Source organism: Pseudomonas laurylsulfativorans, from assembly GCF_002906155.1.
Taxonomy (GTDB): Bacteria; Pseudomonadota; Gammaproteobacteria; order Pseudomonadales; family Pseudomonadaceae; genus Aquipseudomonas; species Aquipseudomonas laurylsulfativorans.
Window position 1 is genome coordinate 47647 of sequence record NZ_MUJK01000017.1, and the last position, 26838, is coordinate 74484.

The 26838-nt window shown below is 59.7% G+C and carries 30 protein-coding genes; 18 read left to right on the forward strand and 12 right to left on the reverse strand.

Annotated features, from left to right (window positions below):
- Nucleotides 1–238: 238 nt before the first annotated feature.
- Entirely contained in the window at nucleotides 239–787 is a 549-nt protein-coding gene (locus B0D71_RS29260; protein WP_103397801.1) for an RNA polymerase factor sigma-70, read from the forward strand.
- Nucleotides 788–919: 132 nt separating this feature from the next.
- Here B0D71_RS29260 and B0D71_RS29265 read toward each other — a convergent pair whose 3' ends face one another.
- The 3 genes from B0D71_RS29265 to B0D71_RS29275 form a co-directional block, all read right to left on the reverse strand.
- The gene (locus tag B0D71_RS29265; RefSeq protein WP_103397802.1) at nucleotides 920–1933 is read right to left on the reverse strand and encodes a GNAT family N-acetyltransferase; all 1014 of its coding nucleotides are present in this window, start codon (nucleotides 1931–1933) and stop codon (nucleotides 920–922) included.
- A gap of 75 nt (nucleotides 1934–2008) precedes the next feature.
- The gene (locus B0D71_RS29270; RefSeq protein ID WP_103397803.1) at nucleotides 2009–2827 is read right to left on the reverse strand and encodes a substrate-binding periplasmic protein; all 819 of its coding nucleotides are present in this window, start codon (nucleotides 2825–2827) and stop codon (nucleotides 2009–2011) included.
- 93 nt (nucleotides 2828–2920) lie between these two features.
- Entirely contained in the window at nucleotides 2921–3547 is a 627-nt protein-coding gene (locus B0D71_RS29275; protein ID WP_103397804.1) for a TetR/AcrR family transcriptional regulator, read from the reverse strand.
- A 178-nt stretch (nucleotides 3548–3725) separates the two neighbouring features.
- Here B0D71_RS29275 and B0D71_RS29280 point away from each other — a divergent pair, with 178 nt between their 5' ends.
- From B0D71_RS29280 to ppnP, 8 genes are all read left to right on the forward strand, one after another.
- Nucleotides 3726–5528: an acyclic terpene utilization AtuA family protein gene (locus B0D71_RS29280; RefSeq protein ID WP_103397805.1), complete on the forward strand. Its 1803-nt coding sequence runs from the start codon at nucleotides 3726–3728 to the stop codon at nucleotides 5526–5528.
- Between the two features lie 12 nt (nucleotides 5529–5540).
- Nucleotides 5541–6410, forward strand: a complete 870-nt coding sequence (locus B0D71_RS29285) for an SDR family oxidoreductase (RefSeq protein ID WP_103397806.1) — start codon at nucleotides 5541–5543, stop codon at nucleotides 6408–6410.
- Nucleotides 6411–6413: 3 nt separating this feature from the next.
- Nucleotides 6414–8030, forward strand: coding sequence for a geranyl-CoA carboxylase subunit beta (gene atuC / locus B0D71_RS29290; RefSeq protein ID WP_103397807.1), 1617 nt, complete (start codon nucleotides 6414–6416; stop codon nucleotides 8028–8030).
- Nucleotides 8031–8054: 24 nt separating this feature from the next.
- Complete coding sequence (gene atuD / locus B0D71_RS29295; RefSeq protein ID WP_103397808.1) at nucleotides 8055–9212, forward strand: citronellyl-CoA dehydrogenase; 1158 nt, start codon at nucleotides 8055–8057, stop codon at nucleotides 9210–9212.
- Entirely contained in the window at nucleotides 9209–10006 is a 798-nt protein-coding gene (locus tag B0D71_RS29300) for an enoyl-CoA hydratase/isomerase family protein (protein ID WP_103397809.1), read from the forward strand. Before atuD ends, B0D71_RS29300 begins: the two co-directional genes overlap by 4 nt.
- 118 nt (nucleotides 10007–10124) lie before the next feature.
- Nucleotides 10125–12086, forward strand: coding sequence for an acetyl/propionyl/methylcrotonyl-CoA carboxylase subunit alpha (locus B0D71_RS29305; protein WP_103397810.1), 1962 nt, complete (start codon nucleotides 10125–10127; stop codon nucleotides 12084–12086).
- Nucleotides 12087–12156: 70 nt separating this feature from the next.
- Complete coding sequence (locus B0D71_RS29310) at nucleotides 12157–12699, forward strand: 3'-5' exonuclease (RefSeq protein ID WP_103397811.1); 543 nt, start codon at nucleotides 12157–12159, stop codon at nucleotides 12697–12699.
- Nucleotides 12700–12768: 69 nt separating this feature from the next.
- Complete coding sequence (ppnP, locus tag B0D71_RS29315; protein ID WP_007940055.1) at nucleotides 12769–13053, forward strand: pyrimidine/purine nucleoside phosphorylase; 285 nt, start codon at nucleotides 12769–12771, stop codon at nucleotides 13051–13053.
- A gap of 71 nt (nucleotides 13054–13124) precedes the next feature.
- On the opposite strand, the gene B0D71_RS29320 is transcribed toward ppnP, so the two are convergent.
- Both B0D71_RS29320 and B0D71_RS29330 read right to left on the reverse strand, forming a co-directional pair.
- Entirely contained in the window at nucleotides 13125–13931 is an 807-nt protein-coding gene (locus B0D71_RS29320; RefSeq protein ID WP_103397812.1) for an MOSC domain-containing protein, read from the reverse strand.
- Between the two features lie 183 nt (nucleotides 13932–14114).
- Nucleotides 14115–15050 carry a chemotaxis protein CheV gene (locus B0D71_RS29330; protein ID WP_103397814.1) on the reverse strand — a complete coding sequence of 312 codons (936 nt, stop codon included), beginning with the start codon at nucleotides 15048–15050 and terminating at the stop codon, nucleotides 14115–14117.
- Between the two features lie 463 nt (nucleotides 15051–15513).
- On the opposite strand from B0D71_RS29330, the gene B0D71_RS29335 reads away from it, so the two are divergent.
- The 3 genes from B0D71_RS29335 to B0D71_RS29345 all read left to right on the forward strand — a co-directional run bounded on the left by B0D71_RS29335 (nucleotide 15514) and on the right by B0D71_RS29345 (nucleotide 18039).
- Complete coding sequence (locus B0D71_RS29335; protein WP_103397815.1) at nucleotides 15514–15984, forward strand: hypothetical protein; 471 nt, start codon at nucleotides 15514–15516, stop codon at nucleotides 15982–15984.
- A 505-nt stretch (nucleotides 15985–16489) separates the two neighbouring features.
- Entirely contained in the window at nucleotides 16490–17383 is an 894-nt protein-coding gene (locus B0D71_RS29340; RefSeq protein ID WP_103397816.1) for a sensor histidine kinase, read from the forward strand.
- Nucleotides 17380–18039 (forward strand): response regulator, encoded by a 660-nt coding sequence (locus B0D71_RS29345; protein ID WP_103397817.1) that lies wholly within the window; start codon nucleotides 17380–17382, stop codon nucleotides 18037–18039. Before B0D71_RS29340 ends, B0D71_RS29345 begins: the two co-directional genes overlap by 4 nt.
- Here B0D71_RS29345 and yegS read toward each other — a convergent pair.
- Nucleotides 18023–18940, reverse strand: a complete 918-nt coding sequence (yegS, locus tag B0D71_RS29350; RefSeq protein ID WP_103397818.1) for a lipid kinase YegS — start codon at nucleotides 18938–18940, stop codon at nucleotides 18023–18025. The two genes, B0D71_RS29345 and yegS, sit on opposite strands and share 17 nt — an antisense overlap.
- A 205-nt stretch (nucleotides 18941–19145) precedes the next feature.
- Here yegS and B0D71_RS32025 point away from each other — a divergent pair, with 205 nt between their 5' ends.
- On the forward strand, nucleotides 19146–19460 hold the full coding sequence (locus B0D71_RS32025) for a hypothetical protein (RefSeq protein ID WP_240635743.1): 315 nt from the start codon (nucleotides 19146–19148) through the stop codon (nucleotides 19458–19460).
- A 64-nt stretch (nucleotides 19461–19524) separates the two neighbouring features.
- Here the strand turns inward: B0D71_RS32025 and B0D71_RS29360 are convergent, their stop codons facing one another.
- The gene (locus tag B0D71_RS29360) at nucleotides 19525–20751 is read right to left on the reverse strand and encodes a molybdopterin molybdotransferase MoeA (protein WP_103397819.1); all 1227 of its coding nucleotides are present in this window, start codon (nucleotides 20749–20751) and stop codon (nucleotides 19525–19527) included.
- Nucleotides 20735–21274, reverse strand: coding sequence for a molybdenum cofactor biosynthesis protein B (gene moaB / locus B0D71_RS29365; RefSeq protein ID WP_085725009.1), 540 nt, complete (start codon nucleotides 21272–21274; stop codon nucleotides 20735–20737). Before moaB ends, B0D71_RS29360 begins: the two co-directional genes overlap by 17 nt.
- Nucleotides 21275–21355: 81 nt before the next feature.
- On the opposite strand from moaB, the gene mobA reads away from it, so the two are divergent.
- Both mobA and B0D71_RS29375 read left to right on the forward strand, forming a co-directional pair.
- On the forward strand, nucleotides 21356–21958 hold the full coding sequence (mobA, locus tag B0D71_RS29370; RefSeq protein ID WP_103397820.1) for a molybdenum cofactor guanylyltransferase MobA: 603 nt from the start codon (nucleotides 21356–21358) through the stop codon (nucleotides 21956–21958).
- Between the two features lie 78 nt (nucleotides 21959–22036).
- Nucleotides 22037–22258, forward strand: a complete 222-nt coding sequence (locus tag B0D71_RS29375) for a YgdI/YgdR family lipoprotein (protein WP_007994800.1) — start codon at nucleotides 22037–22039, stop codon at nucleotides 22256–22258.
- An 84-nt stretch (nucleotides 22259–22342) separates the two neighbouring features.
- Here B0D71_RS29375 and B0D71_RS29380 read toward each other — a convergent pair whose 3' ends face one another.
- From B0D71_RS29380 to B0D71_RS29395, 4 genes are all read right to left on the reverse strand, one after another.
- On the reverse strand, nucleotides 22343–23233 hold the full coding sequence (locus tag B0D71_RS29380; RefSeq protein WP_103397821.1) for a pseudouridine synthase: 891 nt from the start codon (nucleotides 23231–23233) through the stop codon (nucleotides 22343–22345).
- Between the two features lie 124 nt (nucleotides 23234–23357).
- Nucleotides 23358–23675 carry a transcriptional regulator gene (locus tag B0D71_RS29385; protein WP_095946326.1) on the reverse strand — a complete coding sequence of 106 codons (318 nt, stop codon included), beginning with the start codon at nucleotides 23673–23675 and terminating at the stop codon, nucleotides 23358–23360.
- Nucleotides 23676–23847: 172 nt separating this feature from the next.
- A complete protein-coding gene (locus tag B0D71_RS29390; RefSeq protein ID WP_103397822.1) occupies nucleotides 23848–24084 on the reverse strand; it encodes a glutaredoxin family protein in 237 nt (78 codons plus the stop codon).
- Nucleotides 24085–24189: 105 nt separating this feature from the next.
- Nucleotides 24190–25398: an ammonium transporter gene (locus tag B0D71_RS29395; RefSeq protein WP_103397823.1), complete on the reverse strand. Its 1209-nt coding sequence runs from the start codon at nucleotides 25396–25398 to the stop codon at nucleotides 24190–24192.
- Nucleotides 25399–25726: 328 nt separating this feature from the next.
- Between B0D71_RS29395 and B0D71_RS29400 the strand changes: the two genes are divergently transcribed.
- The 3 genes from B0D71_RS29400 to B0D71_RS29410 are packed head-to-tail and all read left to right on the forward strand — an operon-like array spanning nucleotide 25727 to nucleotide 26773.
- On the forward strand, nucleotides 25727–26041 hold the full coding sequence (locus tag B0D71_RS29400) for an ElaB/YgaM/YqjD family protein (RefSeq protein WP_008020361.1): 315 nt from the start codon (nucleotides 25727–25729) through the stop codon (nucleotides 26039–26041).
- Between the two features lies 1 nt (nucleotide 26042).
- The gene (locus B0D71_RS29405; protein ID WP_103397824.1) at nucleotides 26043–26432 is read left to right on the forward strand and encodes a phage holin family protein; all 390 of its coding nucleotides are present in this window, start codon (nucleotides 26043–26045) and stop codon (nucleotides 26430–26432) included.
- Nucleotides 26429–26773, forward strand: a complete 345-nt coding sequence (locus B0D71_RS29410; protein ID WP_103397825.1) for a hypothetical protein — start codon at nucleotides 26429–26431, stop codon at nucleotides 26771–26773. Before B0D71_RS29405 ends, B0D71_RS29410 begins: the two co-directional genes overlap by 4 nt.
- Nucleotides 26774–26838: the final 65 nt, after the last annotated feature.

The following is a 26838-nucleotide window of genomic DNA, read 5'->3' on the forward strand; positions in this document are numbered from 1 at the left end:
TGCAATTCACCAATGAGAACGGATGACGTCTGGAAATAATTAGTCGCCAGGCTGGAACACCAAGCGCGCTGAAGTGCGTCAGCGTGTCGCAGTTCTCACTCTGCACCTTTGTAGCGCATTAGTTCTTTTTCTCATTTGACAATCATTATCATTAAGCCTAATTTGTCGCTCGATTGTGCAGGACGGCCCCCCGGTTTATCCCCCGTCCCACTAACCTTTTGGCAGCAGGGTGATTTCCATGATGGAACCAGTGTCCACAAGCAGGTGCGATACACCGCTACTTCAGGCATTCGTCGACAATCGACTGATTCTGGTGAAGATCGCAGCCCGAATTACCGGTTGCCGTTCACGTGCCGAAGATGTTGTGCAGGACGCGTTCTTCCGACTGCAATCGGCCCCGCCCATCACCAGTTCGATCAAGGCTCAGCTCAGCTACCTGTTCCAGATCGTGCGCAACCTGGCGATCGACCACTACCGCAAGCAGGCGCTGGAGCAGAAGTATTCCGGTCCTGAAGAGGAAGGGCTGAATGTGGTGATCCAGGGTGCGTCACCGGAAACGTCGCATATCAACTTCTCGACGCTGGAGCACATCGCCGACGCGTTGACCGAGTTGCCGAGTCGCACCCGCTACGCCTTCGAGATGTATCGCCTGCACGGCGTACCGCAAAAAGACATCGCCAAGGAGCTCGGTGTCTCGCCGACCCTGGTGAACTTCATGATCCGGGATGCGCTGGTGCACTGCCGCAAGGTGTCGGGCAAGCGTGGGGATACGGTTTCCCGGCATTAAGGTCCGGTACTTCAGCGCCTCCATCGCGAGCAAGCTCGCTCCTGCATTTGCCCTGTGTACGCAGGACCCTTTGGGAGCGAGCCTGCTCGCGATGGGGCACTCAAGACCACCAAGGATCTTGAGCCTCAAGCATCAGGCCAAACGGCACCGATCAAAAAACCGCTCCCGCCCCAACACCATCAAGGCCGCGCGCTTATGCGGAAAGTCGAACTCTTTCTCGCAGTGAAAGCACTGGTTCTGCATGTACCCGATCATCTTCGCGTTATCGGCACGAGGCTCGGCCACCACGCGCTGCGTGCGCGGATCATCGAGAAACAGGTAGTGCACCAGCGCCGATAACCAGCTTGCCACCTTGTGCGGACCGCGATGGTTTTCCTCGCCCACCAGCATGTGGATGCCACGGTCGTAATCGCCGGCGTCGTAGAACGGTGCGATGCGATCTTCCTTGGCCCAGTAGGCTTCGAAGTAAGCGAATGGTTGATCATCGAAACAGCCGATCAGCGTCAGGGTGTGCGGGTCGGCCTCGAGTTTGCTCAGGTACTCGCGATGCTGTTCGAGGCTGCCCTCTTCCTGCCAGAAACTGGCGACCCGCGGGCTGTTCTGCCAGCGATTGAAACGCGCCAGGTCTTGCTCGATTTCCAGCGTGCGCAAAGAAACCCAGGCCCCCAGCCGCGCATCGAAACGTCGATACACTTCACCCCGGGGTTTGACCGGTCGCAGCGGATGACGCTTGCCGCCGGTGATGACCATTTGCTGCGGATAGCTGCCAGTCAGGGAGTGCCCCAGCCACGGCTGCGGCAACTGCCAGAACAAGGTGCGCTCACAGTGATACTGGCCGCTGACGGGGGTCGGGACCAGCAAGCCGCTGAGCACGGCTTCGGTCGGCACGTCCTGCAGTTGCCAGACCAGGCGCAGACAGTCCGGGTCGCGGGCAAACAGCCAGTAACAGGCCGCCCAAAACGCCTGTCCTTCAGAGCGGTTGAATCGCTCTAGCAGGTGCACGTGCAACTCGGGGCCACGAACCAGCCGCAGAGTGAGCAGCGGTTGCCCTTCCAGGCTGAGGCTCAGGCGGCATTCGGTTTCATCAGCGGCAAGACGACTGCCATTGGGCAGGCACAGGGCAGTCAGGTCATTCAGATTGGACATGGGTCGGGCTCACGATAATCGTCGACAGTTCAACGAGGTGACGTGAGCCACGGCGGGAAATTTAGGCAAAGACCGTCAATTGGCGACGTGTGACGCCGGTTCGCTGTGCGGGACAGGCACCACCGCAATCTTGTACGGGTCGAAAATCCTCAGCATCTGGCCGTTGTCCCGCAAGCCTTGCAACAGCTTGCCGAAGGCTTCACCACTGATGGGCGCGGCCGGACGCAGAATGGCATAGTGGTGATAGATCTGATCGATGCGATCGGACACCAGTAACTCGCTGGCGACTTTCAGATTGCGCAGAAAGTAGTCGCTCAGATAAGAGCGCGTGACCAAGGCGATGTCGGCCCGGCCGCGCAACACCATCAGCAAATTGCTGTCATGGGAATAGGTCACGGTGGCGTTGTAGTTTTTCGCCAGGTACTGGGGTTCGGCGTTGAAGTTGGCGAACTCGTAGTGATAGCCACTGAACAGTGCCAGGCGCTTGCCGCTCAGGTCGGCAAAATAGTTTTGCTGCCGGTCGGGCAGTCGTTGCGCGACAAAAATCTCGGCGTCTTCCAGCCCCATGTCGACAGTGGTATGAGGAATGTCTTCCCAACCCCAGGCAGGATTTTCGAAGATGGCCATGTCGATCCGGCCCTGCTTGAGGTCACCGAAGCGACGGGGTATGGACGTGGGCACCAGGACAAACTGGTAATCGCTTTGCGATGCGTTCAGGGCCTCGACCAGTTGCGGCAGCAACCCGGTATCGGCTCCGGATTCCGGGCGCACGGTGTAGGGCGGAAAGTGCGCAGCACCTATACGCACCAGTTGTGCAGCCTGGGACGGCATCATCACTGACACTGCAAGCATCGCCAGCAAAAGCCGCGAGGCTGTCCGAATTGGCGAACCCATCAAAACAACCCCACTCCCCAATAAAACGGCATCAATGCCTTCAAGCTAGGCGCTTTTGTCCAGTTAGCCAGTTTAATGCAGGCCAATACAAGCTTATTGCCGGTCTCCCAGCACCAGAATCAACGCTTCATCGGCCAACTGATCAAGGCTCATGCTACCGCCGGCGCGAAACCAGGTGGTGGTCCAGGACAATGCGCCGGTCAGGAAGCGTCGGGTAATGAACACATCACCGCGGATAAACCCGGCGGTCTTGGCTTCGCCCAGGATTTGCAGCCAGATGTCTTCGTAGATATCGCGCAGCGCCAGGACCTTGGCCTGGCCGTCTTCGGACAGCGAGCGCCATTCGTAGACCAGCACCGCCATGGCCTCGCCGCTGCCGCCCATGATCGACTGCAATTCACAGCGGATCAGCGCCAGCACCCGCTCGCGCACATTGCCCGCCTCGGCGATGGCTGCACGCATCAACGCGGTGTTGTAGAGGATGGTTTCCTCCATCACCGCGCGCAGGATTTCGTCCTTGCTTTTGAAGTGATGGAAAATACTCCCGGACTGAATGCCCACGGCACCGGCCAGGTCGCGCACGGTCGTGCGCTCATAGCCTTTATTGCGGAACAGGTGGGCCGCCACTTGCAGCAGCTTGCCCCGGGCGCTGTCCGGATCGGTCAATTGGCCGTCGTCCACCAATTCGCGCATGACCCTCAGGGCTTTTTGCTCGTCCACCCGTTCTCTCCTACAGTCGATCAATCAATAACGCCGATCCCCCCGAAAACAGCGGGGTTGCGCGGGCAATTTAAGCTCATGGATGCAACCAAGCAAGCGCTTGGGCAGAAGATAATCAAGTCATTTACAAACCAAGCGCTTGCTTGGTAATGTCGATGCACTTCGGTTGGAGGTGGCTATGGAACGGACTGCGCCAAAAACAATTCGCATCGGTTGCGCCAGCGCCTTCTGGGGCGATACCTCGACCGCTGCCGCACAACTGGTGGAACACGGGCATCTGGACTATCTGGTCTTCGACTACCTGGCCGAGATCACCCTGTCGATCATGGCCGGCGCACGGATGAAAGATCCCCAGGCCGGCTATGCGGGCGACTTCATCGAAGTGCTCGCCCCCTTGCTGCCGCAGCTCGCTCAACACAACATCCGGGTCATCAGCAATGCCGGCGGGGTCAATCCCCAAGCGTGCGCCGCTGCCCTGCAAGCGGCCTGCGACAAGGCCGGGGTGGCGCTGAAGATCGCCGTGCTGCTGGGAGATGACCTGCAGCCGCAATTCAAACAGCTGGGCAACCTGGGCATTCACGAAATGTTCAGCGGCGCGCCCCTGCCATTGATGTGCGTCTCGACCAATGCCTACCTCGGCGCACCCGGCATCGTCGAAGCCTTGCGCTTGGGGGCGGACATCGTGATCACCGGGCGTGTGGTCGACAGTGCGGTGGTCAGCGCCGCGCTGGTGCATGAGTTCGGCTGGTCGTGGCACGACTACGACAAGCTCGCCCAGGCGGCATTGGCCGGGCACATCATCGAATGCGGCGCCCAGTGCACGGGCGGCAACTTCACCGACTGGCGCGACGTCCCCGACTACGAACACATCGGATTTCCCATCGTCGAAGTCAGCGCCGACAGCCAGTTCATCGTCAGCAAACCCGAAGGGACCGGCGGACTGGTCACGCCGCTGACGGTGGGCGAACAGATGCTGTATGAAATCGGTGACCCGCGGGCGTATCTGCTGCCTGACGTGGTGTGCGATTTCACTCAGGTCAAACTGCAGCAACAAGGCAAGAACGCGGTGCAGGTGCGCGGCGCCAAAGGCCTGCCGCCGACCGCACAATACAAAGTCAGCGCCACCTACCCCGATGGTTATCGCTGCACCGCCAGTTGCCTGATTGCCGGTATCGATGCCGTCGACAAGGCACGGCGGGTCAGCGACGCCATCATCAACAAGACCTCGGAAATGTTCCGCCAGCGCGGCTGGGCGCCGTACAGCGACGTGAGTATCGAGTTGCTGGGTAGCGAGGCCACCTACGGCCCTCACGGCCAGCGCCAGGACAGCCGCGAAGTGGTGATCAAACTCGCGGTGCGCCATCCGGACAAGCGCGCATTGATCGTGTTCTCCCGCGAAATTGCCCAGGCCGCCACTGGCATGGCGCCGGGGCTGACCGGCATTGTCGGGGGGCGGCCGACGGTGTATCCGCTGATCCGGCTGTTCTCGTTCCTGATCGACAAAACCGCCTGCACGCTGGACATTGAGTGCATGGGCCAGCGCCACCGGTGTGCCCTGCCCGCCCTCGATGTGCTCGACCCACTGGACCTGCCAGCCGCGCTCGCCCCACCGAAACCGACTGGCCTGGCCGACGCCAGCGTGGCCCTGGTCAAACTGGCGGTCGCCCGGTCCGGCGACAAAGGCAACCACAGCAACATCGGCGTCATGGCCCGCGCCCCCGAATTCCTGCCATGGATCGCCGAGGCCTTGACCCCGGAAGTGATCGTCGACTGGATGGGCCACGTCCTCGATCCAATCCACGGGCGAGTCGAACGCTGGTACTTGCCCGCCAGCCACAGCCTGAATTTCCTGCTGGAAAACGCCCTCGGCGGTGGCGGTGTCGCCAGCCTGCGCATCGATCCGCAAGGCAAAGCCTTCGCCCAGCAACTGCTGGAAATCCAGATTCCGGTGCCGCAGCGCATCGCCGACCAGTTCAACTAGAGGATTGCCGCCATGGCCTACGATTCGATTTTCAAAGCCGATTTGTTTGCCGGCCAAAACATCATCGTCACCGGTGGCGGCAGTGGCATCGGCCGCTGCACCGCCCACGAACTGGCGGCCCTTGGCGCCCATGTGCTGCTGGTCGGGCGCAAGGCCGACAAGCTGAAAACCGTTGCGGCGGAGATCGCCGACGACGGCGGCAAGGCCGATTGGGCGGTTTGCGACATCCGCGAGGAAGAAGCGGTAGTACATCTGGTCAGCGAACTGATCCGCAAGCATGGCCCCCTTCACGGCCTGGTCAACAATGCGGGCGGGCAATACCCGTCGCCCTTGGCCTCGATCAACCAGAAGGGTTTCGAAACCGTGTTGCGCACCAATCTGGTGGGCGGTTTCCTGATGGCCCGGGAAGTGTTCAACCAGTCCATGAGCAAGCACGGCGGCGCCATCGTCAACATGCTCGCCGACATGTGGGGCGGTATGCCCGGCATGGGTCACTCCGGCGCGGCACGTTCGGGCATGGACAACCTGACCAAGACCGCCGCGTACGAATGGGGTCATGCCGGGGTGCGGGTCAACGCCGTGGCGCCGGGCTGGATTGCCTCCAGCGGCATGGACACCTACGAAGGCGCCTTCAAGGCCGTGATCCCGACCCTGCGTGAACACGTGCCGCTCAAGCGCATCGGCACCGAATCGGAAGTCAGCGCGGCGATTGTTTTCCTGCTCAGCCCGGCAGCGGCATTCGTCAGCGGCAGTACCCTGCGCATCGACGGCGCCGCCAGCCTCGGCGGGCGCGCCTGGCCGATTCACAAGGCGACCAACAGCGAGTCGTACAACGGTTTCCACCGCGCCTACATACCCGACGTATTGAAGGACAAGGAATAACCCATGCCGGTGATTCAGTCGCAACTCGATCCCCACAGCGAGCCGTTCACCCAGAACCGCGCAGCGATGCTGAACGCCATCGAGCAAGTCCGCGTGCTCGAACAGAACTTGTTGAACAAGGCTGACGAAGCCAAACCCAGGTTCGAAAAGCGCGGCCAGTTACTGCCCCGCGAGCGCCTCAATCTGCTGCTGGACGCCGGTGCGCCGTTTCTTGAACTGGCCAGCCTGGCCGGCTACAAGTTGCACGACGACAAGGATGGCAGCGCCGCCGGTGGCGGCTTGATCGCGGGCATCGGCTACGTGTCCGGCGTGCGTGTGCTGGTGGTCGCCAATAACAGTGCAATCAAGGGCGGGACCATCTCCCCCAGCGGCTTGAAAAAATCCCTGCGCCTGCAACAGATCGCCATGGAAAACAAACTGCCGGTGATCACCCTCGCCGAGAGCGGCGGCGCCAACCTCAATTACGCGGCGGAGATTTTCGTCGAAGGCGCGCGCAGCTTTGCCAATCAGGCGCGGATGTCGGCCATGGGGTTGCCGCAGGTCACTGTGGTGCACGGCTCGGCCACGGCGGGCGGTGCTTATCAACCGGGGCTGTCGGATTACGTGGTGGTGGTGCGCGGCAAGGCCAAGCTGTTTCTCGCAGGTCCGCCACTGCTCAAGGCCGCCACCGGCGAAGTCGCCACCGACGAAGAACTGGGCGGCGCCGAGATGCACGCACAAACCGCCGGCACTGCCGAATACCTGGCTGAAAACGATGCCGACGGTGTGCGCCAGGTGCGCGAAATTGTCGCTTTGCTGCCGTGGAACGAACAGTTGCCACCGCGCCCCGAACGTCGTTGGGAAGAACCGATCTACCCCATCGACGAACTGCTGGGCCTGATCCCGGATGATCCGAAAAAACCCTACGACGTTCGCGAGATCATCGCCCGGATTGCCGACGCTTCGAACTTTCTTGAATTCAAAGGCGAGTTCGATCAGCAAACCGTCTGCGGTCACCTGAAAATTCAGGGCCGCGCCTGTGGCTTTATCGGTAACAACGGCCCGATCACCCCAAAAGGCGCGAGCAAGGCCGCCCAGTTCATCCAGCTGTGCGATCAGAGCCAGACGCCGCTGCTGTTTTTCCATAACACCACCGGGTTCATGGTCGGCACCGAGTCGGAACAGCAAGGCGTGATCAAACACGGCGCGAAGATGATTCAAGCGGTCGCCAACGCCCGGGTACCGAAGCTGACCATCGTCGTCGGTGGCTCCTACGGCGCGGGCAACTATGCGATGTGCGGGCGCGGCCTCGATCCGCGTTTCATCTTCGCCTGGCCCAACAGCCGCACCGCCGTAATGGGTGGCGCGCAAGCGGGCAAAGTACTGCGCATCGTCACCGAGGCCAAACAGGCCAAGGACGGCCTGGTGCCCGATCCGAAAATGCTCGACATGCTCGAACAGGTCACCGCGCAGAAGCTCGACAGTCAGTCCACGGCGCTCTATGGCAGCGCCAATCTGTGGGACGACGGCTTGATCGACCCGCGCGATACAAGGACCTTGCTGGGTTACTTGCTGGACATCTGTCACGAGGCCGAGGTGCGGCCATTGCAAGCCAACAGTTTTGGCGTAGCCCGGTTCTAGGCCGGCTCAAGGAGAACAATAAAAATGATCTTCACCCAGGAACACGAAGCACTGCGCCGCACCGTGCGCCAATTCGTCGAACACGAGATCAATCCCCACGTCGAGGAATGGGAAAAGGCCGGACGCTTCCCCATCCACGACATCTTCCGCAAGGCCGGAGACCTCGGCTTGCTGGGGATTTCCAAGCCGGAAAAGTTCGGTGGCATGGGGCTCGACTACAGCTACTCGATCGTGGCCGCCGAAGAGTTCGGCACCATTCATTGCGGTGGCATCCCGATGTCCATCGGCGTGCAGACCGACATGTGCACCCCGGCCCTCGCCCGTTTTGGCTCCGATGAATTGCGCGACGAATTCCTGCGCCCGGCCATCAGCGGCGAGCAGGTCGGCTGCATCGGCGTCTCCGAAGTCGGTGCCGGCTCCGACGTCGCCGGGTTGAAAACCACCGCGCGCAAGGACGGCGACGATTACGTGATCAACGGCAGCAAGATGTGGATCACCAACTCGCCGAGCGCCGACTTCATCTGCTTGCTGGCCAACACCTCGGAGGACAAGCCGCACATCAACAAGTCGCTCATCATGGTGCCGATGAACACTCCGGGCATTAGCCTGAGCTCGCACCTGGACAAGCTCGGCATGCGCAGTTCGGAAACCGCCCAGGTGTTTTTCGACAATGTGCGCGTGCCGCAGCGCAACCGGATCGGTCATGAAGGCGCGGGGTTCATGATGCAGATGCTGCAGTTCCAGGAGGAACGCCTGTTCGGCGCAGCCAACATGATCAAGGGCCTGGAGTATTGCGTCGACAGCACCATCGAATACTGCAAGGAGCGCAAAACCTTCGGTAACGCGCTGATCGACAATCAGGTGATCCACTTCCGCCTGGCAGAACTGCAAACCGAAATCGAATGCCTGCGGGCACTGGTCTACCAGGCCACAGAGCAATACGTCAAAGGCCGGGACGTCACGCGCCTGGCGTCGATGGCCAAGCTCAAGGCCGGGCGACTGGGCCGCGAAGTCAGCGACAGCTGCCTGCAATATTGGGGCGGCATGGGCTTCATGTGGGACAACCCAGTGGCCCGTGCTTATCGCGATGTACGGCTGGTATCGATTGGCGGCGGTGCCGACGAAATCATGCTGGGGATCATCTGCAAACTCATGGGCATTCTGCCGGGGAAAAAGAAATGAGTAGCCTGCCGGTTTGCCTGACTTTGCTGCTGGAGCTGCACAACGGCGTGTTGCACATCACCCTCAACCGCCCGGAATGCCGCAATGCGATGAGCTTGCAGATGGTCACCGAATTGCGCTCGGTGCTGGCTGCGGTACGCGATAAACCAGGGGTTCGCGCACTGGTGATCGGCGGCGTCGGTGGGCACTTCTGTGCCGGCGGCGACATCAAGGACATGGCCAATGCCCGCGCTCAAGGCTCAACGGCGCACAGGGATCTAAACCGAGTGTTCGGTGCGCTATTGCAAGAGGTGCAACACGCACCGCAAGTGGTGATTACCGTGCTGCAAGGCGCGGTACTCGGTGGCGGTTTGGGCCTGGCCTGCGTCAGCGATATCGCTCTGGCCGATCACCAGGCGCAATTCGGCCTGCCGGAAACCAGCCTCGGCCTGCTGCCGGCGCAAATCGCACCGTTCGTGGTGCAACGCATCGGCCTGACCGAGACCCGAAGGCTGGCCCTGACCGCGGCCCGTTTTGATGGCCACCAGGCACGGCGTATGGGCCTGGTGCATTTTGTCGAACATGATCCGCAGGCCCTGGCCGAGCGTCTCGATGAGGTCTTGGCCCATGTGTTGTGTTGTGCGCCGGGGGCGAATGCGGCGACCAAAAAGCTCTTGCTGGCGAGTGCGGGACAACCGTCGGATGCCCTGCTGGATCAGGCGGCGCAATGGTTCAGCGAAGCGGTGACTGGTGCTGAAGGTATCGAGGGGACGATGGCCTTCATGCAAAAACGCAAACCGGGGTGGGCCTCCTGAAAAGCATCGCTGGCAAGCCAGCTCCTACAGGTTTTGTGTGCGACATAAATCCACTGTAGGAGCTGGCTTGCCAGCGATGAGGCCCGACCAGACACCGCAAATATCAGAGAGCCAACTCATGCCCGGACTCAAAAAAATCCTCATCGCCAACCGCGGTGAAATCGCCTGCCGCATCCAGCGCACGGCCCAGGCGCTGGGCTATCGCACGGTCGCCGTGTTCAGCGATGCCGACGCCGATGCCCTGCACGTGCAGATGGCCGACGAAGCCATCAACATCGGTGCGGCCGCGGTGCAACAGTCTTATCTGAACATCACGGCCATCCTCGACGCCGCCCGGCGCACGGGCGCGGATGCGATTCATCCCGGCTACGGCTTCCTCTCGGAAAACGCCGGGTTCGCCATCGCCTGCCGGGACGCCGGTATCACCTTCATCGGGCCCAGCCCCGAGGCCATCGAACTGATGGGCAGCAAGCGCCTGTCGAAGATCGCCATGCTTGAAGCCGGCGTGCCCTGCATCAATGGTTATCAAGGCGACGGGCAGGACGACGCGACCCTGAGCCGCGAGGCCGAGCGCATCGGCTATCCGTTGATGATCAAGGCCAGCGCTGGCGGCGGTGGACGCGGCATGCGCCTGGTGCACGACTCCGGTGATCTGCTGGAACAGATTCGTACCGCACGCTCCGAAGCCTTTAACGGTTTTGGCAGCGGCGAACTGATTCTTGAACAGGCACTGATCGAACCACGTCATGTCGAGGTCCAATTGTTCGGTGACCAACATGGCAACCTGATTTACCTCGGCGAGCGCGATTGCTCGGTGCAGCGCCGACATCAGAAAGTCATCGAGGAAGCCCCCTGCCCGGTGATGACGCCTGAACTGCGGCAAGCCATGGGCGAAGCGGCGCTCAAGGCCGGGCGGGCGGTGCAGTACGTCGGCGCGGGCACCGTGGAGTTTTTGCTGGATGCCCGTGGGCAGTTTTACTTCCTGGAGATGAACACCCGCCTGCAAGTGGAACACCCGGTGACCGAATTGATCACCGGGCTGGACCTGGTGGCCTGGCAGTTGAACATCGCCGAAGGGCAACCGCTGCCATTGCGCCAGGAACAGGTGCAACTGCGCGGGCACGCCATGGAAGTACGCCTGTATGCCGAAGACCCGGCTCAGGGTTTCCTGCCGCAAACCGGGCGCGTCGTGGCCTGGGAACCCGCATTGCAGGACGGCATTCGAATCGACCATGGCTTGTTCGAGGGTCAGAACATCAGCCCCTTCTACGACCCGATGCTCGGCAAGCTCATCGCCCACGGCGCCACCCGCGAGCAAGCCCGACGCAAACTGCTGCGGGCGGTGCAAGACAGCGTGCTGCTGGGCGTGCAAAGTAATCAGCGCCTGCTCACCAGCCTGCTGGAGCACCCGCAGTTCGCCTGCGGTGATTTCAGTACCGGGTTCATCGCGCAGCATTTTTCCGGGCATACCTGCCTGCCCCCCCAAACCCCCACTGCGCAACACCTGGCCATTGCAGCCGCCCTCTTCTATCAGGCTTCAGCGCAGGCCCATCCGGCCCCGCTTTGCGGTTGGCGCAACAATGCCAGCGTGCCGCTGCACTATCGCATCGGACTTGAGGATCAGGACTGGGTGGTGACGTTGCAGGCAATCCCGGACGAGCCGTTACGCCTTCAGGTCGCCGGGAGCAACCTCGAACTGAAGATCCTCCACAGCGACGGGCGCCGGGCCACCCTCGAAATTGATGGCATCCGCCAGCGCCATGCCTATCGCCTGGAAGCAGGGCAACTTTGGCTGTTTACCCGTCCGGGCAGCTTGCAGTTTGTGGATCGCACTCAAGCGCAGGTTTCCAGCCAGGCCAGTGTCAGCTCCGGCACCCTCAAGGCACCGATGGACGGGGCGATTGTCGACGTGCTGGTCAATGAAGGCAGCCCGGTGACCAAGGGCCAACTGCTGGTGGTCCTGGAGGCGATGAAAATGGAACACCCTTTGAAATCGGGCATCGATGGTGTGCTCAAACGCCTGCAAGTCAAAGTCGGGGATCAGGTAAAAAACCGGCAGATTCTGTTGGAGGTCGAATAAGCCGCTAGGCGGAACCGACGGGTTTGGCTACGCTCAAACCCTACAGGACGCGGATACCAGGAAACCTGCAATGCCTCATTGGCTGGTCATTGATCTGGAGGCCACCACCGATGAGGGTGGTTGGCCCGTAACGGAAATGGAAATCATTGAAATCGGCGCCACCCTGGTGGACCGCAAGGGACGCGAACTGGACCACTTCCAGCGCTTCGTCCGCCCGTTGCGGCGGCCGTTGCTGACGCCGTTTTGCCGCGAGCTGACGCACATCACCCAGGCCAACATTGATGCCGCGCAACCGCTAGGCGAAGTCTGGCCGGCGTTTGAACGCTGGCTCGGCCACCACCACACGCGACTTGAAGGCTGGGTCAGCTGGGGCGATTACGATCGCAAGCAATTGCTTCAAGAATGGCAGCAACTGGGACTCGCCAGTGTGCTGGCCAACACGCCGCACATGAACCTCAAACAGCGTTTTGCCAAGGCCCGACGACTGGAACGCCCGCTGGGATTAAACGGCGCGTTGCAACTGGCCGGCTTGCAGTTCAACGGCCAACAACACCGGGCACTGGAAGATGCGCGCAATACCGCACGCCTGCTGCCGCTGGTTCTGCCGCTTTAGACAGGTGACGACGCCAAGGGCCTTGTGCATACTGGCCAGCCCTTTTTAGCCCTTTTCGAGGAATCGCCCATGTTTAAAGTCAACGAGTACTTCGACGGCACCGTCAAGTCGATCGCCTTTGGCACCGCAGAAGGTCCAGCGACCATCGGCGTCATGGCTCCGGGCGAATACGAATTCGGCACCAGCCAGCGTGAAATCATGCACGTGGTCAGCGGCGCATTGACCGTCAAACTGCCAGACAGCAGCGACTGGGAAACCTTCGCCGCCGGCAGCCAGTTCAACGTACCGGCCAACAGCAAGTTCCAGCTGAAAGTCGCTGTCGACACCGCTTACCTGTGCGAATACCGCGGCTAAACCCGCGGGCTTCACTGCAATAAAAAAATGCCCGTGTTTTTCGACACGGGCATTTTTTATTCTGCGCAAAATTACTCGAGGATCTCCACCGGCATGCCGACTTCGAGTCGTCCGTTGCCGTCGTTGACCAGGTTCTGGCCGAACATTGCACCGTCTGCCTGCGAGCGGTACGTCTGCAAGGTGGCCAAGGGTTCGCGATCGTCGCTGCGCTCCCCGGTTTGCGGGTCGATGGTGGTCAAGATGCAACGTGAACACGACTTGACCACGCGGAACTCGACTTCACCGATGCGGATGCGCTTCCAGCCGTCCTCGGCGAAGGCTTCACTGCCCTCGATCACCAGGTTTGGCCGGAAACGCAACATCTCCAACGGACGCCCGACCCGTTGCGACAGGTCTTCGAGGGAGGCCTGGCCAATCAGCAACAGCGGATAGCCATCGGCGAACGCCACCTGATCGTCATCCTTGCCGTACCCGGCCTCGGTCATCCGCGCCCGATCAAGCGGCACTTGCACCAGACGTGTCGGCTTTCCAATGAACTGGCTGACCCAGGCCCCTGCTTCATCGCCTGCATCGGGGACTCGCAAGGTATCGCGCCAGATCGTCACGCCACGCAGTTGTGCATCGCTACCGGGCAAGGCAATGTCGATCGGCGAATGGCCGGGCGCGCTGAGGGTCAAGCCACCTTCGGCATTCCACAGCGCCGACAACTGGCTCATCTGCGCCACCGCACGCTGGGTCAGGAAACGACCGCTGGCCTCATCCACCAGCATCCAGCGGCGATCGCCATCCAGCCCGAGTTTATCGAGACCGATCTGTTGCAGCGTCTCTCCCCTGGCGGACTTCAACGGATAACGATACAGCGCGCTCAGACGCAACATGGCCAGCTCCCTGGAAGGCAAAAACGCCACCCTATACGAGCTTGGTCAGCGAATCAAAGTGCAAAAACCCTGCACGAGCGAGCTCGCTCGCGAAAAACCCAAGGACGCCGCTGGGCAACTGGTTTTACGCGTTATCGTTCAAGACCATCGCAAGCTCGCTCCTACAGGTTGACCATGGCCTGATCAGGCCGGCACTTCGTCAAGCATCAGGCGCTGACGTACCACGTCGACGAGTTTGTCCGGCTGGAATTTGGAGAGGAAATTGTCGCAGCCAACCTTTTTGACCATCGAATCGTTGAAGCTGCCGGACAACGAGGTGTGCAGTACCACGTACAGGCCGCGAAGGCGTGGATCATTGCGAATTTCGGTGGTCAGGCGGTAGCCATCCATTTCCGGCATTTCCGCATCGGTGAAAACCATCAGCAGTTTTTCAGTCATGTCCACGCCAGTGTCGGCCCAGGCTTTGAGCATGTTCAAGGCCTTCAACCCGTCGCTGGCGATGTGCATCTTCACGCCCAACTGCCCCAGGGTATCGCGCAACTGCGCCAGGGCCACGTTCGAGTCGTCCACCAGCAGCACTTCACGGCCACGGGCGCGTTCCAGCACCGGATCTTCGAGTTTTTCGCGGGAGACTTTGGCGTTGTACGGGACAATTTCGGCCAAGACCTTTTCGACGTCGATGATTTCCACCAGTTGATCATCGACTTTGCTGATAGCCGTCAGGTAGTGCTGGCGGCCGGCACTGCTCGGTGGCGGCAGGATGGCTTCCCAGTTCATGTTGACGATCCGGTCCACGCCTCCGACCAGGAAGGCCTGGACCGAACGGTTGTATTCGGTGACGATAATCGTGCTGCCTGGTCCCGGCACCAGCGGGCGCATGCCAATGGCCTGGGACAGGTCGATCACCGGCAGGGTCTGGCCACGCAGGTTGACCACGCCGCACACAAAAGGATGGCGCTGCGGCATCAGCGTCAACTTTGGCAGTTGCAAGACTTCCTGTACTTTAAAGACGTTGATGGCGAACAATTGCCGTCCGGCGAGCCGGAACATGAGAATTTCAAGGCGATTCTCACCCACCAGTTGCGTGCGTTGGTCTACCGTGTCGAGAATGCCGGCCATCAATGACTCCTGGTCTTGTTCGGATGAATTCACTTATAGAAGGTTATCGGCTGTTTTAGCCGAAGCTTGACCCCCTCTAAAATGCCACGCCCGGGCATTGATGTCAGATTAACATCATGCTTTACTGGCGCTGTGATTACATCTGCTGCACTTCTGCGCCACGCGACCACAGTTCATGTGATACGTTCCGCTGGGTAAGGGATTCCCCTATCAACAATCAGGTGCAACCTGATATTCGCAATATCCAATAGCCATTAATGTGACGCCATTCTCATTGCATGAACGGAGTCAGGCTTTTGTGTGCGATCGCAAGTAAGTGGCCAACCACCTTCTCGTGTTCCCCAGCCTGCCTGCGGGCCAGCCGAATCTCGTTCACCCGACGACTCGGCAATGCCGGGGTTGCGACCACCCTCGTCGACACACACGATATCCCCTCATTTGATATGACGTTGTGGAGATAAGTATGCCGAACGACCGTAAAGAGTGGGCCCAGCGGCTCCCGGAGTTCCTCGTCGAGGCTGAAACACTCCTGGCTAAAACCGAGGAATGCCTGAGTCATCTGCAACTGATCAGCAATGACAAGGACGCCATCGACTGCTTGCTCAGCATACTGCTCAAGCTGGCCAACAAGGCCGATGCCCTGGCGTTGGCGGCCGTGTCTGAATTCTCTCTGCATATTCATGGCCTGCTGAATCACGCACAGAACACCATGAGCCTGCACGACGAGGCACTGAACGCCCTGAAAGACTGCCTGACCCTGATTGCCTGGCAACTGGAACTCATCGACCAGACCACCGGACAACTCAGTCTCGACGACAGCGAGCAGGTCACCCTGATCGAAGCCTTTGCCTTTCAGGTCGGGCAAAGCCGATTTCAACCACCGGTCAACTCCAGGCCGTTCACACTCGTGTCCTATTCGGAACGGCAGGCCTGAACTAACTCAACTAAGCCATGTGGCGTGATTGGGTTTATCAATACCGCGCTGTAACTTGCAGGGCGTACATGTCGCAAATAAACATTTCATAGCTATAAGCGACATCTTTCAACATCCACTTTTGCCCATCGACAATTGGGCGCCTGCCTTGGCCAGGGCGCTGCCTGGTACCCACGACAAACCCTAGGGACAATCGGCAGTTGGCGCCGACAACAGCCAATTTGCTCCATTATGGAACCATCGTCCAAACGACTGGATTCCTGACTTTTCAGACACATATACAAACGCGACCAACGGTATCTTAAGTGCTACCATGGCGCCTGTTAGTTGGCGCCAATAAATGGCAGTGTGTTTGCAGCCGGACACAGCTCGCTCCAGTCCGGAGCTGAACTCTCCAACAAAAAAGTACACCCCGCTGAAGTCGACGCTCCACAATAAAAAACAGGGGCCTGTCAGCCAGCATGACCGGTCAGCCCGCAGCGAACATCCATTGGCTCCATCCGCTATGCACGCCAGCCTCAAGTCAATTGCCAAGTGGCCACCCTCCCGAGAAAATGCACGCACCTTCACGCTGGTGCTATGTGCCTGCTCAGCGCTCGGCAGTTTGCTGGTCTATGGTTTGTCCATCCCCTTGCCCCTGTCCTTGCTGGTGCTCAACATTGCGGCGCTGACCAGTGTTGCCGTGCAGTACAGCCTCTCGCGCAAATCCATCAAATTCCAGCCCCAGGAACTGGCCGACCGGCTGTTGCAGGTTCAGGAGAACGAGCGTCACCGCCTGAGCCGGGAATTGCATGACGACATCGGCCAATTACTGACCGCCGCCAAACTGCAAAGCGACTGGCTCAAACGCCGGATGCCCGAAGAACTCCAGGGGCAATGCGCAGTCCTGTGCGACACGCTGGAAGAAACCCTGGCGAAAGTTCGTGACGTATCCGCCATTCTCAATCCCCGGCAGTTGACCAGCCTCGGGCTGGAAGCCAGTCTGCGCGCGCACCTGCTCAAGACCCTGACCAACACCCCAGTGCACTGGAGCCTGGAATGCCAGCAGCGCTTGACCGGCATACCAGAGGAAATGGCAGTGGCGGCTTTCCGCATCACCCAGGAAGCAGTCACCAACATCTTGCGACATGCCCAGGCCAAGAACCTGCTGGTCTGCCTGCAGCGCCTGCCACAAGGCCTGAAGTTGCAGATCAGCGATGACGGTCAGGGATTCGCCCCCGCAACCGACCCAGGTCGCGAAGGGCAACGCGGTATGGCCGGGATGGCGGAACGGATCGATCAACTGGGCGGCACGCTGACCGTTACCAGCGAGCCGGGCAAAGGCACTCAAATCGAAGCATTATTTCCCTGGGCGCCCCGTGCGCTCGAACGGGCCAGTTCGAATAAGGTTATGCATTGACTTGTAATTTACTACTGGTGGATGACCACTCGCTGATCAGGGCTGGCGTGCGCGCCCTGGTAATGGATCTGCCCGGCTATGCCGTCATCGGCGAGGCCAATGACGGCTCGCAGTTGCTCGAAATGGTCGGGCATCTGTCCCCCGATATTATTCTGCTGGATATTTCGATGCGCCAGACCGGCGGCCTCGAAGCCTTGCAGCAACTCAAGCGGGTGCGCCCGCAGTGCAAGGTTTTGATCCTGTCGATGCATACCGATCCGGCCCTCATCATGCAGGCACTGGAATCCGGAGCCCATGGCTACTTGCTCAAGGACACCACGGCGACCGAACTCGAGCACGCATTGGAGGCCTTGCGCAACAACGAACGCTACCTGAGCCCGGCCATTGCCCACACGGTGATCAACCAGGCGCTTATCCGAAACCAGAAGCATCAACCCGAACCTGCCGACTCGCATAACCTGACGGCGCGTCAGCTGGAAATCCTGCGGTTGATCGTTCGCGGAAAATCTACCCGAGAGATCGCCAACGGCCTGGGGCTAAGCGTCAAGACCGTCGAAACCCACCGTTCGCAGATCATGAAGCGCTTGCAGATTTACGATGTGGCCGGCCTGGTGCTGTTTGCCGTACGCGAGCAAATCATCAGCCTTGACGACTAGGTACTTCACTGGCCCGTAACAGCGGCGAATCCTCAGGCAGATGCACGAGTAACGCCGCTGGGCGAACCGAGAAACGCAGGTTGTCCCCTTCAAGCGGTTCACCATCAAGGTTGATGTAGAGCCCTTCCGAGACCTTGATCTCGACCCAGGGCAGGCGCGCACGGACAAACATGCTGTCGATGCCAAAACCTTCGGTGAGCAGGTTTTTCAATGTACCGACCACCTCCTGCGGTGCCGGCAAGATACTGATATCCAGCAAGCCATCATCCACCAGAGCCTGTGGGCACAACGCCCGCCCACCACCAGCCTGCCGGCCATTGCCGATGCCCAGCGCCAGCAGATCGCCGCTCCAGTGAAAGTCCGGTCCCTGCAATTCACCGTAGGCGGTATGCAGTTCATTGAAGCGCGACAAGCCGGTGAACAGATACGCCGCACCGCCGAGGATTTTCTTCAAATCCTCCGGGGTGTTCGCCGTGACATGGCTGCCAAACCCACCGGTCGCCATGTTCAGGAATATCTGCCCATCAACCTCCCCCAGATCGATGGCGGTCGGCGCGGTATCAAGCAGTTCCAGCGCCTGACCAGGCTCCAGGGGAACGCCCGCAGCACGGGCAAAATCGTTGGCGGTTCCCAGCGGCATCAACACCAGGCTGGCTTTTTTCGAGTGCCCCGCCATGGCTTCGGCGATATCGCGCAAGGTGCCATCGCCGCCACCGGCAATGATGTGGCGATAACCGGCCGCCAACGCTTCGCCCACCAGCCTCTGCGCATCACCGGCTTCCCAGGTCAACCGAACAGCCAGTTCCCAACCGCGCTCACGCCGGCTTTCGACGGCGGCGCGAACCGCCTCGTTGAGCGCCTGCTTGCCATGCAGAATCAATAGCGCCTTGCGATCGCTCATTACTTCACTCCCGGGTTGAACAGCGTCTGGGAGATGTTGACCGCGAATCGCCCGCTAAAGGTCGAAAGAAAACGAATTATTTCCAGGCGGAAGGATTTGATCCCTGCACGGCAGGATTTTTCTTACAAAACGTGAGGAATCGGCTCAATTGACCACAAATCTGAATTGGTAGACCTTGGGCTGCAGGACATCACAAGGACGTGCCATGCAATGCCAAAACCTCGCATCACCGGCCATTTCGGTCCTGGCGCTTACGGATAATAAAAATGCAGGCCATCGAGCTGAATGCAACAACAACACAAAAGCCAAGGGAGAAGTTGATATGGAACCTCGCGTCACCGAGCTGGAAACACACCTCAAGAGCATACGCAGGGACATGGACGAAGTCCGGGGTGACGTCAAAACCATCAAGCACAGGCTTGCCTATTCCGTCGGAGGAACGGCGGTGATCCTCGGCCTCCTTGGCTGGATCGCCAATAGCCGATTCGAGCAGGTTATTTCATTGCTTCTGGCACATTGAGTTGCCATCAACACAAAACCCGGTTCAATCGGCCGGGTTTTGTGCGACAAGGACGCTGAAACTATCAGCTCAAGACTTCGCTCAGAGGAATGAAGAAAACGCTATCACCCTGAGCAAGCGTGCGACCTTCCAGGACTTCTACCAGTCCATCAGCCCAGGCAGCGCTACGCAGTACGCCGGAACTCTGGTTTTTGTAAATCGTCGCCCGGCCGTTTTCCAGTCTTCCGCGCAAATACTCACGCCGATTGCCGGGTTGGAGCCAGTCAAACCCGGTCGGCACCTGCACCTTCAGTGGCTCAACGTCTTGTACACCCTGACGGCGCAACAGATAGGGCCTGGTCAACAAGGCAAAAGTCACCAGGGTCGATGCGGGGTTGCCCGGCAAACCAATCACCGGTACACCGCGGAAGTGCCCGAACGTCAGCGGTTTACCGGGTTTGATGGCGAGTTTCCACAGCGTCAGTTCGCCCTCTTCGCGCAAGGCGATGCCCAGAAAGTCGGCTTCTCCCACCGATACGCCACCGGTCGAGAGGATCAGGTCGACATCCTTCAGCTCACCCAATCGGGAGCGAGTGGTTTCCAGATCGTCCGCAAGAATGCCCGCGTCGACAACTTCACACCCCAAACGCTGCAACCAGCTACACAACAACACCCGGTTGCTGTTGTAGATCTGCCCCGGCCCCAGCGCCTGCCCCGGTTCAATCAACTCGTCACCGGTAGACAGCACCGCCACACGCACCTTGCGAACCACCTCCAGCTCAGCACACCCCAATGAGGCAGCCAATCCTTGCTCGATCGGCCCCAGTTGCGTACCTGCTGGCAGAATCAGCTCGCCGACGGTGGTTTCCTGGCCTTGTGGGCGGATGTTCTGGCCCAGGGTCAGGGCTTGGGTGAAACGAACTCGCTCATCGGCTTGAACCTCGGCGTTTTCCTGCATCTCGACGCAATCGGCGCCGGCGGGAACAGGTGCCCCGGTGAAAATGCGTGCACAGGTTCCCGGCTGCAACGGATCGGGGGCCTGGCCGGCAAACACCTTTTGACTGACCACCAACGGCTCTCCCGTCCAGTCCGCCATGCGCAAGGCATAACCGTCCATGGCACTGTTGGGCCAGGGTGGCAGATCAAGGGTCGACACCAGATCTTCAGCCAGTACACGCCCCTGTACCTGCGCCAACGGCAAGCGTTCACGCTCGACAATCCTTGAGGCCTCGGCCATTTCCAGCAAGCGCGCCAAGGCCACCTCGACAGGCATCAGGCTGCCAGTCTTGCCGGGCTTACCCACGGGATTCACAAGGCGCGGCCTGTTTCAAGTGAGGCACGAAATTGCACGGACGATGCCGCGCATCCAGTTGCTCGGCCAAAATGCCATCCCAACCGGTGCGCACGGCATTGGTCGAGCCCGGCAAACAGCAAACCAGCGTGCCATTGGCCAGACCGGCCAACGTCCGTGACTGAACGGTCGAGGTGCCGATATCGGCAACCGAGATCTGCCGGAACAGCTCACCAAACCCATCAACCTGTTTGTCCAGCAGGCAACTGACGGCTTCCGGTGTGCTATCACGCCCGGTAAAACCGGTGCCGCCGGTGATCAGCACAACCTGCACGACATCATCGGCAATCCAGTTGGCGACTTGCGCGCGAATTTTGTAGAGGTCATCTTTGAGCAACACCCGGGCTGCCAGGTTATGACCGGCAGCGGTCAAGCGGTCGACAAAGAGCTGGCCCGAGGTGTCGGTTTCCAGTGTGCGGGTATCGCTGACAGTCAACACTGCAATATTCAGCGGTGCGAAAGGTACATCAGCCTTGGCTTTCATAGGCTCGTCCAGTTGTAGGAGAAACAGCCCGGTGTTATATCACAGCGCTCCGTTTTTTCGCCGCTCCCATGGAGACCTGCCATGACCACGAATTCACAATTGCCAACCTGCTCCATTCTGCTCCTGGCGGGCGGTCGCGGCCAACGTATGGGGGGGCGGGATAAAGGGTTGCTGGAGTGGCGCGGTGAACCCCTGATTGCGCACCTGCATCGCAAGACCCGCCCGCTGACCGATGACCTGATCATCTCCTGCAATCGCAACCTTGAGAAGTACGAACCCTACGCGGACCAGTTGGTCCACGATGATGAAGGTGACTTCCCCGGGCCGCTGGCGGGAATTCGCGCAGGCCTGAAGGCTGCTCACCATAGCCATCTGCTGGTCATGCCCTGTGACGTTCCGGGCATTGATGCGGTGCTGATCGGCAACATGCGCGAGGCCGCCAACCTGCATCCGGACAAGCCGCTGATGGTCCGGCATGACAACCACTGGGAACCCTTGTTGTGCGTGATTCCCGTGCTGCACAGGGCAGCATTTGAAGATGCCTGGAACGAAGGTGAGCGCAGCCCTGGCCGGTTGATGCGCAAGCTCGGTGCGACCGCGCTGCAATGCCCCGACAATGATCCTCGGCTGGCCAACCTCAACACGCCGGAACTGTTAAGCGGTCATGACTCTGTGTCAGACTGACATTGATCAGGAACTTGCGCGGGTGGTGCACGTCTCAAGTTCAGTAACCAAAGATTTCTTATTCGGAGACACACACTCATGACTCAACGGACCCTCGCCACTTTCATGCTCGCACTTGGCCTCGCCACCCTCGCCGGTTGCGCATCGCCTACGGTGATCACCTTGAATGACGGTCGCGAAATCCAGGCCGTCGACACACCGCAGTTCGACAAGGACTCCGGTTTCTACGAATTCGAACAGCTCGACGGTAAACAGACCCGCATCAACAAAGACCAGGTTCGTACCGTCAAAGAGCTGTAACCCTGGCGCAGCCGGATACGAAAAAGCCCGCTTGATTCGGGCTTTTTCATGCCTGGAGAACAGCGCTTCAGGGTCGCTTCACGATCACCATTGCAGGGTGATTTCACTCTCGAACACTCGCTCTTGGCCCGTGACCGGATCAATAAATTTCAGACCTTGCGCCAGCAGTTTCAAAGGATTGGCGTAGTCATCCTGCGCATCCTTGAGCACCTCGGGGTAAAACGGGTCGTTGCAGATAGCGGCTCCCAGCGCTGCCATATGTACCCGCAACTGGTGTTTCTTGCCCGTCACCGGGTAAAGACCATAACGCCAGAGATCCCCCAGCTTCTCCCTGACTTCGACCGCAGTCTCGGTGTTGCTGGCACCAGGCCCCTCCTGCATGCGGAAGAACGGTTCGCCATCGACCAGTCGGCTCTTATGAACCCGCGGGAAAACAACATCAGGCAACGCCGCTGCAATGGCCTCGTAGCGCTTTTCGATCTGCCGGGTTGGAAACAACGACTGATAAGCCGAACGACTCTGCGGATTGGCAGAAAACAGCACCAGCCCCGCGGTGTGCCGGTCTATGCGATGCAATGGCACCAGATGCGGATTGTCCAGGCGCCGGATCAAGCGCCTGAGCAGCGTCTGTTCGACGTATTCGCCAGCGGGCGTCACGGGTAGAAAGTGTGGTTTGTCGGCCACCACCAGATGCTCGTCCGCGTACAGAATCGACTCGATCACCGGGATCGGCTTTTCATCCGGCACTTCGCGAAAATAATGAATCCGCAAACCTTCCTTGTAGGCCAGATCGAGGGCGATCGGCATGCCCTGCCCATCGAGGACCCGGCCACGAGCGATTCTGTCCAGCCATTGTTCACGACCGATGGCGCTGAAATGCTCACACAGGCAATCGACAACGGTGTGCCACGGGCCAGGTGGCAAGTAGAGCGTACTGGCCTGGCTGTGTGCCGCGGAAAAAGAAGAAGTGGACATACGAAAATCTAACCCTCAGTGCAGGGCGGCATTATCCAACAGCATGGGAAATGAACCTAGGGGGGCGTTCTCAATTAGTTTTCCCGCGGTGTGAAAACTAATTGAGAACGCCCCCTAAGATTCCTCAAGCCGGGATCTGTGCGCGCGCCGCGGCTTCGGTGTACTCCTTGAGCCAGCGCAGTACATCGACCGCTTCCCAGCGAGCGGGGTCATACAGGGCGTACAACAATCCCTGATAACCCACGACATCGAGTTGCCGGTGATAACCGGCGCGTTGGAACAAGGCTTCGATTTCTGCGAAACAGGTATTGAAATGCGTTTTGTTGAAGGGCGTTTTCCCCTCGGTCACCAGACCATCCAGACGCAACTCCAGGACAGCCTCGCGCACGACGTCTGCGGACATCCGGTTCACGCTGTTCTTCAACTGTTCGACATTGACCACGATTCATCCCTCTCACGCCCGGGCTCGCCTGCTCACTCCCGACAATCAGGAACGGCAAGGCAGGCACGGCGAATAACTGTATGCGCATACAGTATCCGATCAGCACCGATTAAGCCAAGGGGATCAATCGCAAAGGTCGACAGGCGGGACATCCCGCCAGTGCAAAAACCGCTTAACTCAGGAACGTCACTACCTCATCAGCACTGAACGGCCAGCCCAGTTCAGCGCCAGTGTCGACCCGCCGCAACACCGGAATGCGCAGGCTGTAAGCGGCGAACCACGCTTCATCGTCAGCGATATCCACCAGTTCCACCAGCAGGCCGCGCTCGACAAACTCCATCAGCATGGCTTCGGCTACTTCACAGAGATGGCATCCAAGGGTGCCGAACAGCTGACATTCGGGAGGCATGAGTGCTCAACCAAAAAATGAAGTGACCATTCTAGGCCCGCCCCGAAAAACCGTCGAGCCATTGAGCCCCTTGCCCTGATTCCACCGACGATAAAGAGACCTGAGTCAGTCCTGGCTCACGGCGCCGATCTTGTGAATCGACAAGTCCGCGCCGTAGTACTCCTCTTCCTGGCTCAGGCGTAATCCATGCAGCGCCTTGATCACGCCATACACCGCAAAACCGCCGGTCAGTGCCACTATCACGCCCAGTGCTGTGCCGATCAACTGGCTGATCAGACTGACCCCACCCAGACCGCCCAAGGCACTCTGGCCGAAGATGCCGCAGGCAATGCCGCCCCATGCGCCGCACAAGCCATGCAACGGCCACACACCCAAAACATCGTCGATGTGCCATTTACCCTGGGCCGCGGTAAAGCACCAGACAAACAGTGCCCCCGCGATGGCACCGGTGACCAGCGCGCCCACAGGATGCATCAGGTCGGACCCGGCACAGATTGCCACGAGCCCGGCCAGCGGGCCGTTGTGCAGAAAGCCAGGGTCGTTGCGCCCGACAATCAGCGCCGCCACCGTACCGCCAACCATGGCCATCAGCGAGTTCACCGCCACCAGTCCACTGACACCTTGCAGGGTTTGCGCGCTCATGACGTTGAAGCCGAACCAGCCGACGATCAGGATCCACGAGCCCAATGCCAGAAACGGGATGCTCGATGGTGCGAACGCGACCAGCCGACCGTCGCGATAACGGCCGTTACGTGGCCCGAGCAACAGCACAGCCGCCAGTGCCAGCCAACCGCCCATCGCATGCACCACCACTGAGCCTGCGAAATCATGGAAACCGGCGCCAAAGCGCTCGAGCAACCAGGCTTGCAAACCCAGGTTGCCATTCCAGACCATGCCTTCGAAGAATGGATAGATGAACGCGACAATCAACGCGGTTGCGCACAGCTGCGGGACAAACCGGGCGCGCTCGGCGATCCCTCCGGAAATGATCGCCGGGATCGCCGCGGCAAAGGTCAGCAGGAAGAAAAACTTCACCAGTCCATAGCCATGGTCGGCATTGAGCACGGCCGCTGGCTGCATGAACGTCACGCCATAGGAAATCCAATAGCCTATAAAGAAGTAGGCCAGTGTCGAAACTGCGAAGTCGCTGAGGATTTTCGACAACGCATTGACTTGGTTTTTCTGTCGTACGGTGCCGACTTCGAGAAAGGCAAAACCGGCGTGCATGGCCAAAACCATGACCGCACCGATCAGAATGAACAGCGTGTTGGAGCTATGGACCAGGGTGTCCACAGCGCTTTGCAGGTTTTCCATGGGATGGGCAGACCTTATGGCAGAAAAAAGCACCAAAGCAGTTCGCTATTTCCATCCATGCACCAAGTTGCGGCCTCGAAGTATCAGCGCACTGATCTTGTTGAACCGCTTTGGCGCACGGACACCGTCCAGGAAAAACGCGCCCGGGACGTTTACGCGAGTTTTTGATTGTTGGTTCTACGGTTTTACTGAAATCATGCCCGGCTATAGCGCAATGGTGCGGACCGGCGCACCACGACACAGCAAAAGTTGTACCAGTCATTTGTACTGAACCTTCGCCGAAGGCTCATACTCGAACGCATCAGAAAGCCACTTATGGAGATCCACCATGGCCCGCATCCAGGCAAAGACTGCTCAAGAAATCCTGATGAACGACTTTCAGACACTGGTCAGTGACACCGAACGATTGCTGGAGCACACCGCGACCCTGGCCGGTGACCAGGCCGACGAGTTGCGCGAGCAGATCCACGACAGTCTCTTGCGTGCCCGTGAAACCCTGAAACTGACCGAAGACTCCCTGCGCGAACACGGCAAGGCCGCTGTCACCGCTACCGAAGACTATGTACAGGCCAACCCCTGGCAGTCCGTCGGAATTGCGGCCGGCGTGGGTTTCCTGATCGGCCTGCTGGCCAGCCGGCGCTGATATGTCGATCGGTGAATCCGGCCCGTCTGTAGCGGGAGCCAGCTCCTCATCGCGGCGCCTGGGCGCTGCCTTCCTTGGGTTGCTGCACAGCCATGTCGAATTGTTCGGCATCGAGTTGCAGGAACAGAAAGCCCGTACCGTCAGCCTCTTGCTGTTTGCCGGCCTGGCGCTGGTGTTTGCGTTATTGCTGTTGGTAGGGCTGTCGACACTCGTGCTTATCGTGTTCTGGGACACCTATCGCCTGACCGCCATCATCGGGCTCTGCGTGTTCTACACCCTCGCCGCCATCTTCTGTGGAATGCGCTTGAGAGCGGCGATTTTCGATGAGTCCTCGCCCTTCCACGGCACGCTGGAAGAGCTGGCCAACGATCGGGAGCGCCTGCTGCCATGAGCCTGCCTGAACTGCCAAACAACAGCTCGCGCACGGAAATGCGCAAGGCCCTGATCCGCCTGCGCATGGAAATGCATCGTCAGGAAATCCGTCACGAATCCGCGCAACTGCTGCAACCTTTGCAACGCGTACGTGGAATGACGCAAAACCTGCAGGACGGTTTCGGCATCAAACACGCACCACTCTGGGGCGTGGCTGCCGTCACCTTGCTGGGCTTTCTGACCGGCAAGGGGGCAAAAAACGGTGGCGGCCTCAGCAGCCTGACCCGGTTGATCCGCCTTGGCACCACACTGGGGCCGCTGATCAAACTGATCATGCAAGGCTCTTCACGCAAAGACTGAACAGTTTCTTTCTGGCTGCATTCTTGCAGCGTCGACCGGATGCGCCTCTCTATCGAGGGGCGCAA

What these genes read in the sequence shown, in the direction of transcription:
- B0D71_RS29260 (WP_103397801.1), top strand. Translation starts at nt 239, where the DNA reads ATGATGGAACCAGTGTCCACAAGCAGGTGCGATACACCGCTACTTCAG.
- B0D71_RS29265 (WP_103397802.1), bottom strand. Translation starts at nt 1,933, where the DNA reads ATGTCCAATCTGAATGACCTGACTGCCCTGTGCCTGCCCAATGGCAGT.
- B0D71_RS29270 (WP_103397803.1), bottom strand. Translation starts at nt 2,827, where the DNA reads ATGGGTTCGCCAATTCGGACAGCCTCGCGGCTTTTGCTGGCGATGCTT.
- B0D71_RS29280 (WP_103397805.1), top strand. Translation starts at nt 3,726, where the DNA reads ATGGAACGGACTGCGCCAAAAACAATTCGCATCGGTTGCGCCAGCGCC.
- B0D71_RS29285 (WP_103397806.1), top strand. Translation starts at nt 5,541, where the DNA reads ATGGCCTACGATTCGATTTTCAAAGCCGATTTGTTTGCCGGCCAAAAC.
- atuC (WP_103397807.1), top strand. Translation starts at nt 6,414, where the DNA reads ATGCCGGTGATTCAGTCGCAACTCGATCCCCACAGCGAGCCGTTCACC.
- atuD (WP_103397808.1), top strand. Translation starts at nt 8,055, where the DNA reads ATGATCTTCACCCAGGAACACGAAGCACTGCGCCGCACCGTGCGCCAA.
- B0D71_RS29300 (WP_103397809.1), top strand. Translation starts at nt 9,209, where the DNA reads ATGAGTAGCCTGCCGGTTTGCCTGACTTTGCTGCTGGAGCTGCACAAC.
- B0D71_RS29305 (WP_103397810.1), top strand. Translation starts at nt 10,125, where the DNA reads ATGCCCGGACTCAAAAAAATCCTCATCGCCAACCGCGGTGAAATCGCC.
- B0D71_RS29310 (WP_103397811.1), top strand. Translation starts at nt 12,157, where the DNA reads ATGCCTCATTGGCTGGTCATTGATCTGGAGGCCACCACCGATGAGGGT.
- ppnP (WP_007940055.1), top strand. Translation starts at nt 12,769, where the DNA reads ATGTTTAAAGTCAACGAGTACTTCGACGGCACCGTCAAGTCGATCGCC.
- B0D71_RS29320 (WP_103397812.1), bottom strand. Translation starts at nt 13,931, where the DNA reads ATGTTGCGTCTGAGCGCGCTGTATCGTTATCCGTTGAAGTCCGCCAGG.
- B0D71_RS29330 (WP_103397814.1), bottom strand. Translation starts at nt 15,050, where the DNA reads ATGGCCGGCATTCTCGACACGGTAGACCAACGCACGCAACTGGTGGGT.
- B0D71_RS29335 (WP_103397815.1), top strand. Translation starts at nt 15,514, where the DNA reads ATGCCGAACGACCGTAAAGAGTGGGCCCAGCGGCTCCCGGAGTTCCTC.
- B0D71_RS29340 (WP_103397816.1), top strand. Translation starts at nt 16,490, where the DNA reads ATGCACGCCAGCCTCAAGTCAATTGCCAAGTGGCCACCCTCCCGAGAA.
- yegS (WP_103397818.1), bottom strand. Translation starts at nt 18,940, where the DNA reads ATGAGCGATCGCAAGGCGCTATTGATTCTGCATGGCAAGCAGGCGCTC.
- B0D71_RS32025 (WP_240635743.1), top strand. Translation starts at nt 19,146, where the DNA reads ATGCAATGCCAAAACCTCGCATCACCGGCCATTTCGGTCCTGGCGCTT.
- moaB (WP_085725009.1), bottom strand. Translation starts at nt 21,274, where the DNA reads ATGAAAGCCAAGGCTGATGTACCTTTCGCACCGCTGAATATTGCAGTG.
- mobA (WP_103397820.1), top strand. Translation starts at nt 21,356, where the DNA reads ATGACCACGAATTCACAATTGCCAACCTGCTCCATTCTGCTCCTGGCG.
- B0D71_RS29375 (WP_007994800.1), top strand. Translation starts at nt 22,037, where the DNA reads ATGACTCAACGGACCCTCGCCACTTTCATGCTCGCACTTGGCCTCGCC.
- B0D71_RS29380 (WP_103397821.1), bottom strand. Translation starts at nt 23,233, where the DNA reads ATGTCCACTTCTTCTTTTTCCGCGGCACACAGCCAGGCCAGTACGCTC.
- B0D71_RS29390 (WP_103397822.1), bottom strand. Translation starts at nt 24,084, where the DNA reads ATGCCTCCCGAATGTCAGCTGTTCGGCACCCTTGGATGCCATCTCTGT.
- B0D71_RS29395 (WP_103397823.1), bottom strand. Translation starts at nt 25,398, where the DNA reads ATGGAAAACCTGCAAAGCGCTGTGGACACCCTGGTCCATAGCTCCAAC.
- B0D71_RS29400 (WP_008020361.1), top strand. Translation starts at nt 25,727, where the DNA reads ATGGCCCGCATCCAGGCAAAGACTGCTCAAGAAATCCTGATGAACGAC.
- B0D71_RS29405 (WP_103397824.1), top strand. Translation starts at nt 26,043, where the DNA reads ATGTCGATCGGTGAATCCGGCCCGTCTGTAGCGGGAGCCAGCTCCTCA.
- B0D71_RS29410 (WP_103397825.1), top strand. Translation starts at nt 26,429, where the DNA reads ATGAGCCTGCCTGAACTGCCAAACAACAGCTCGCGCACGGAAATGCGC.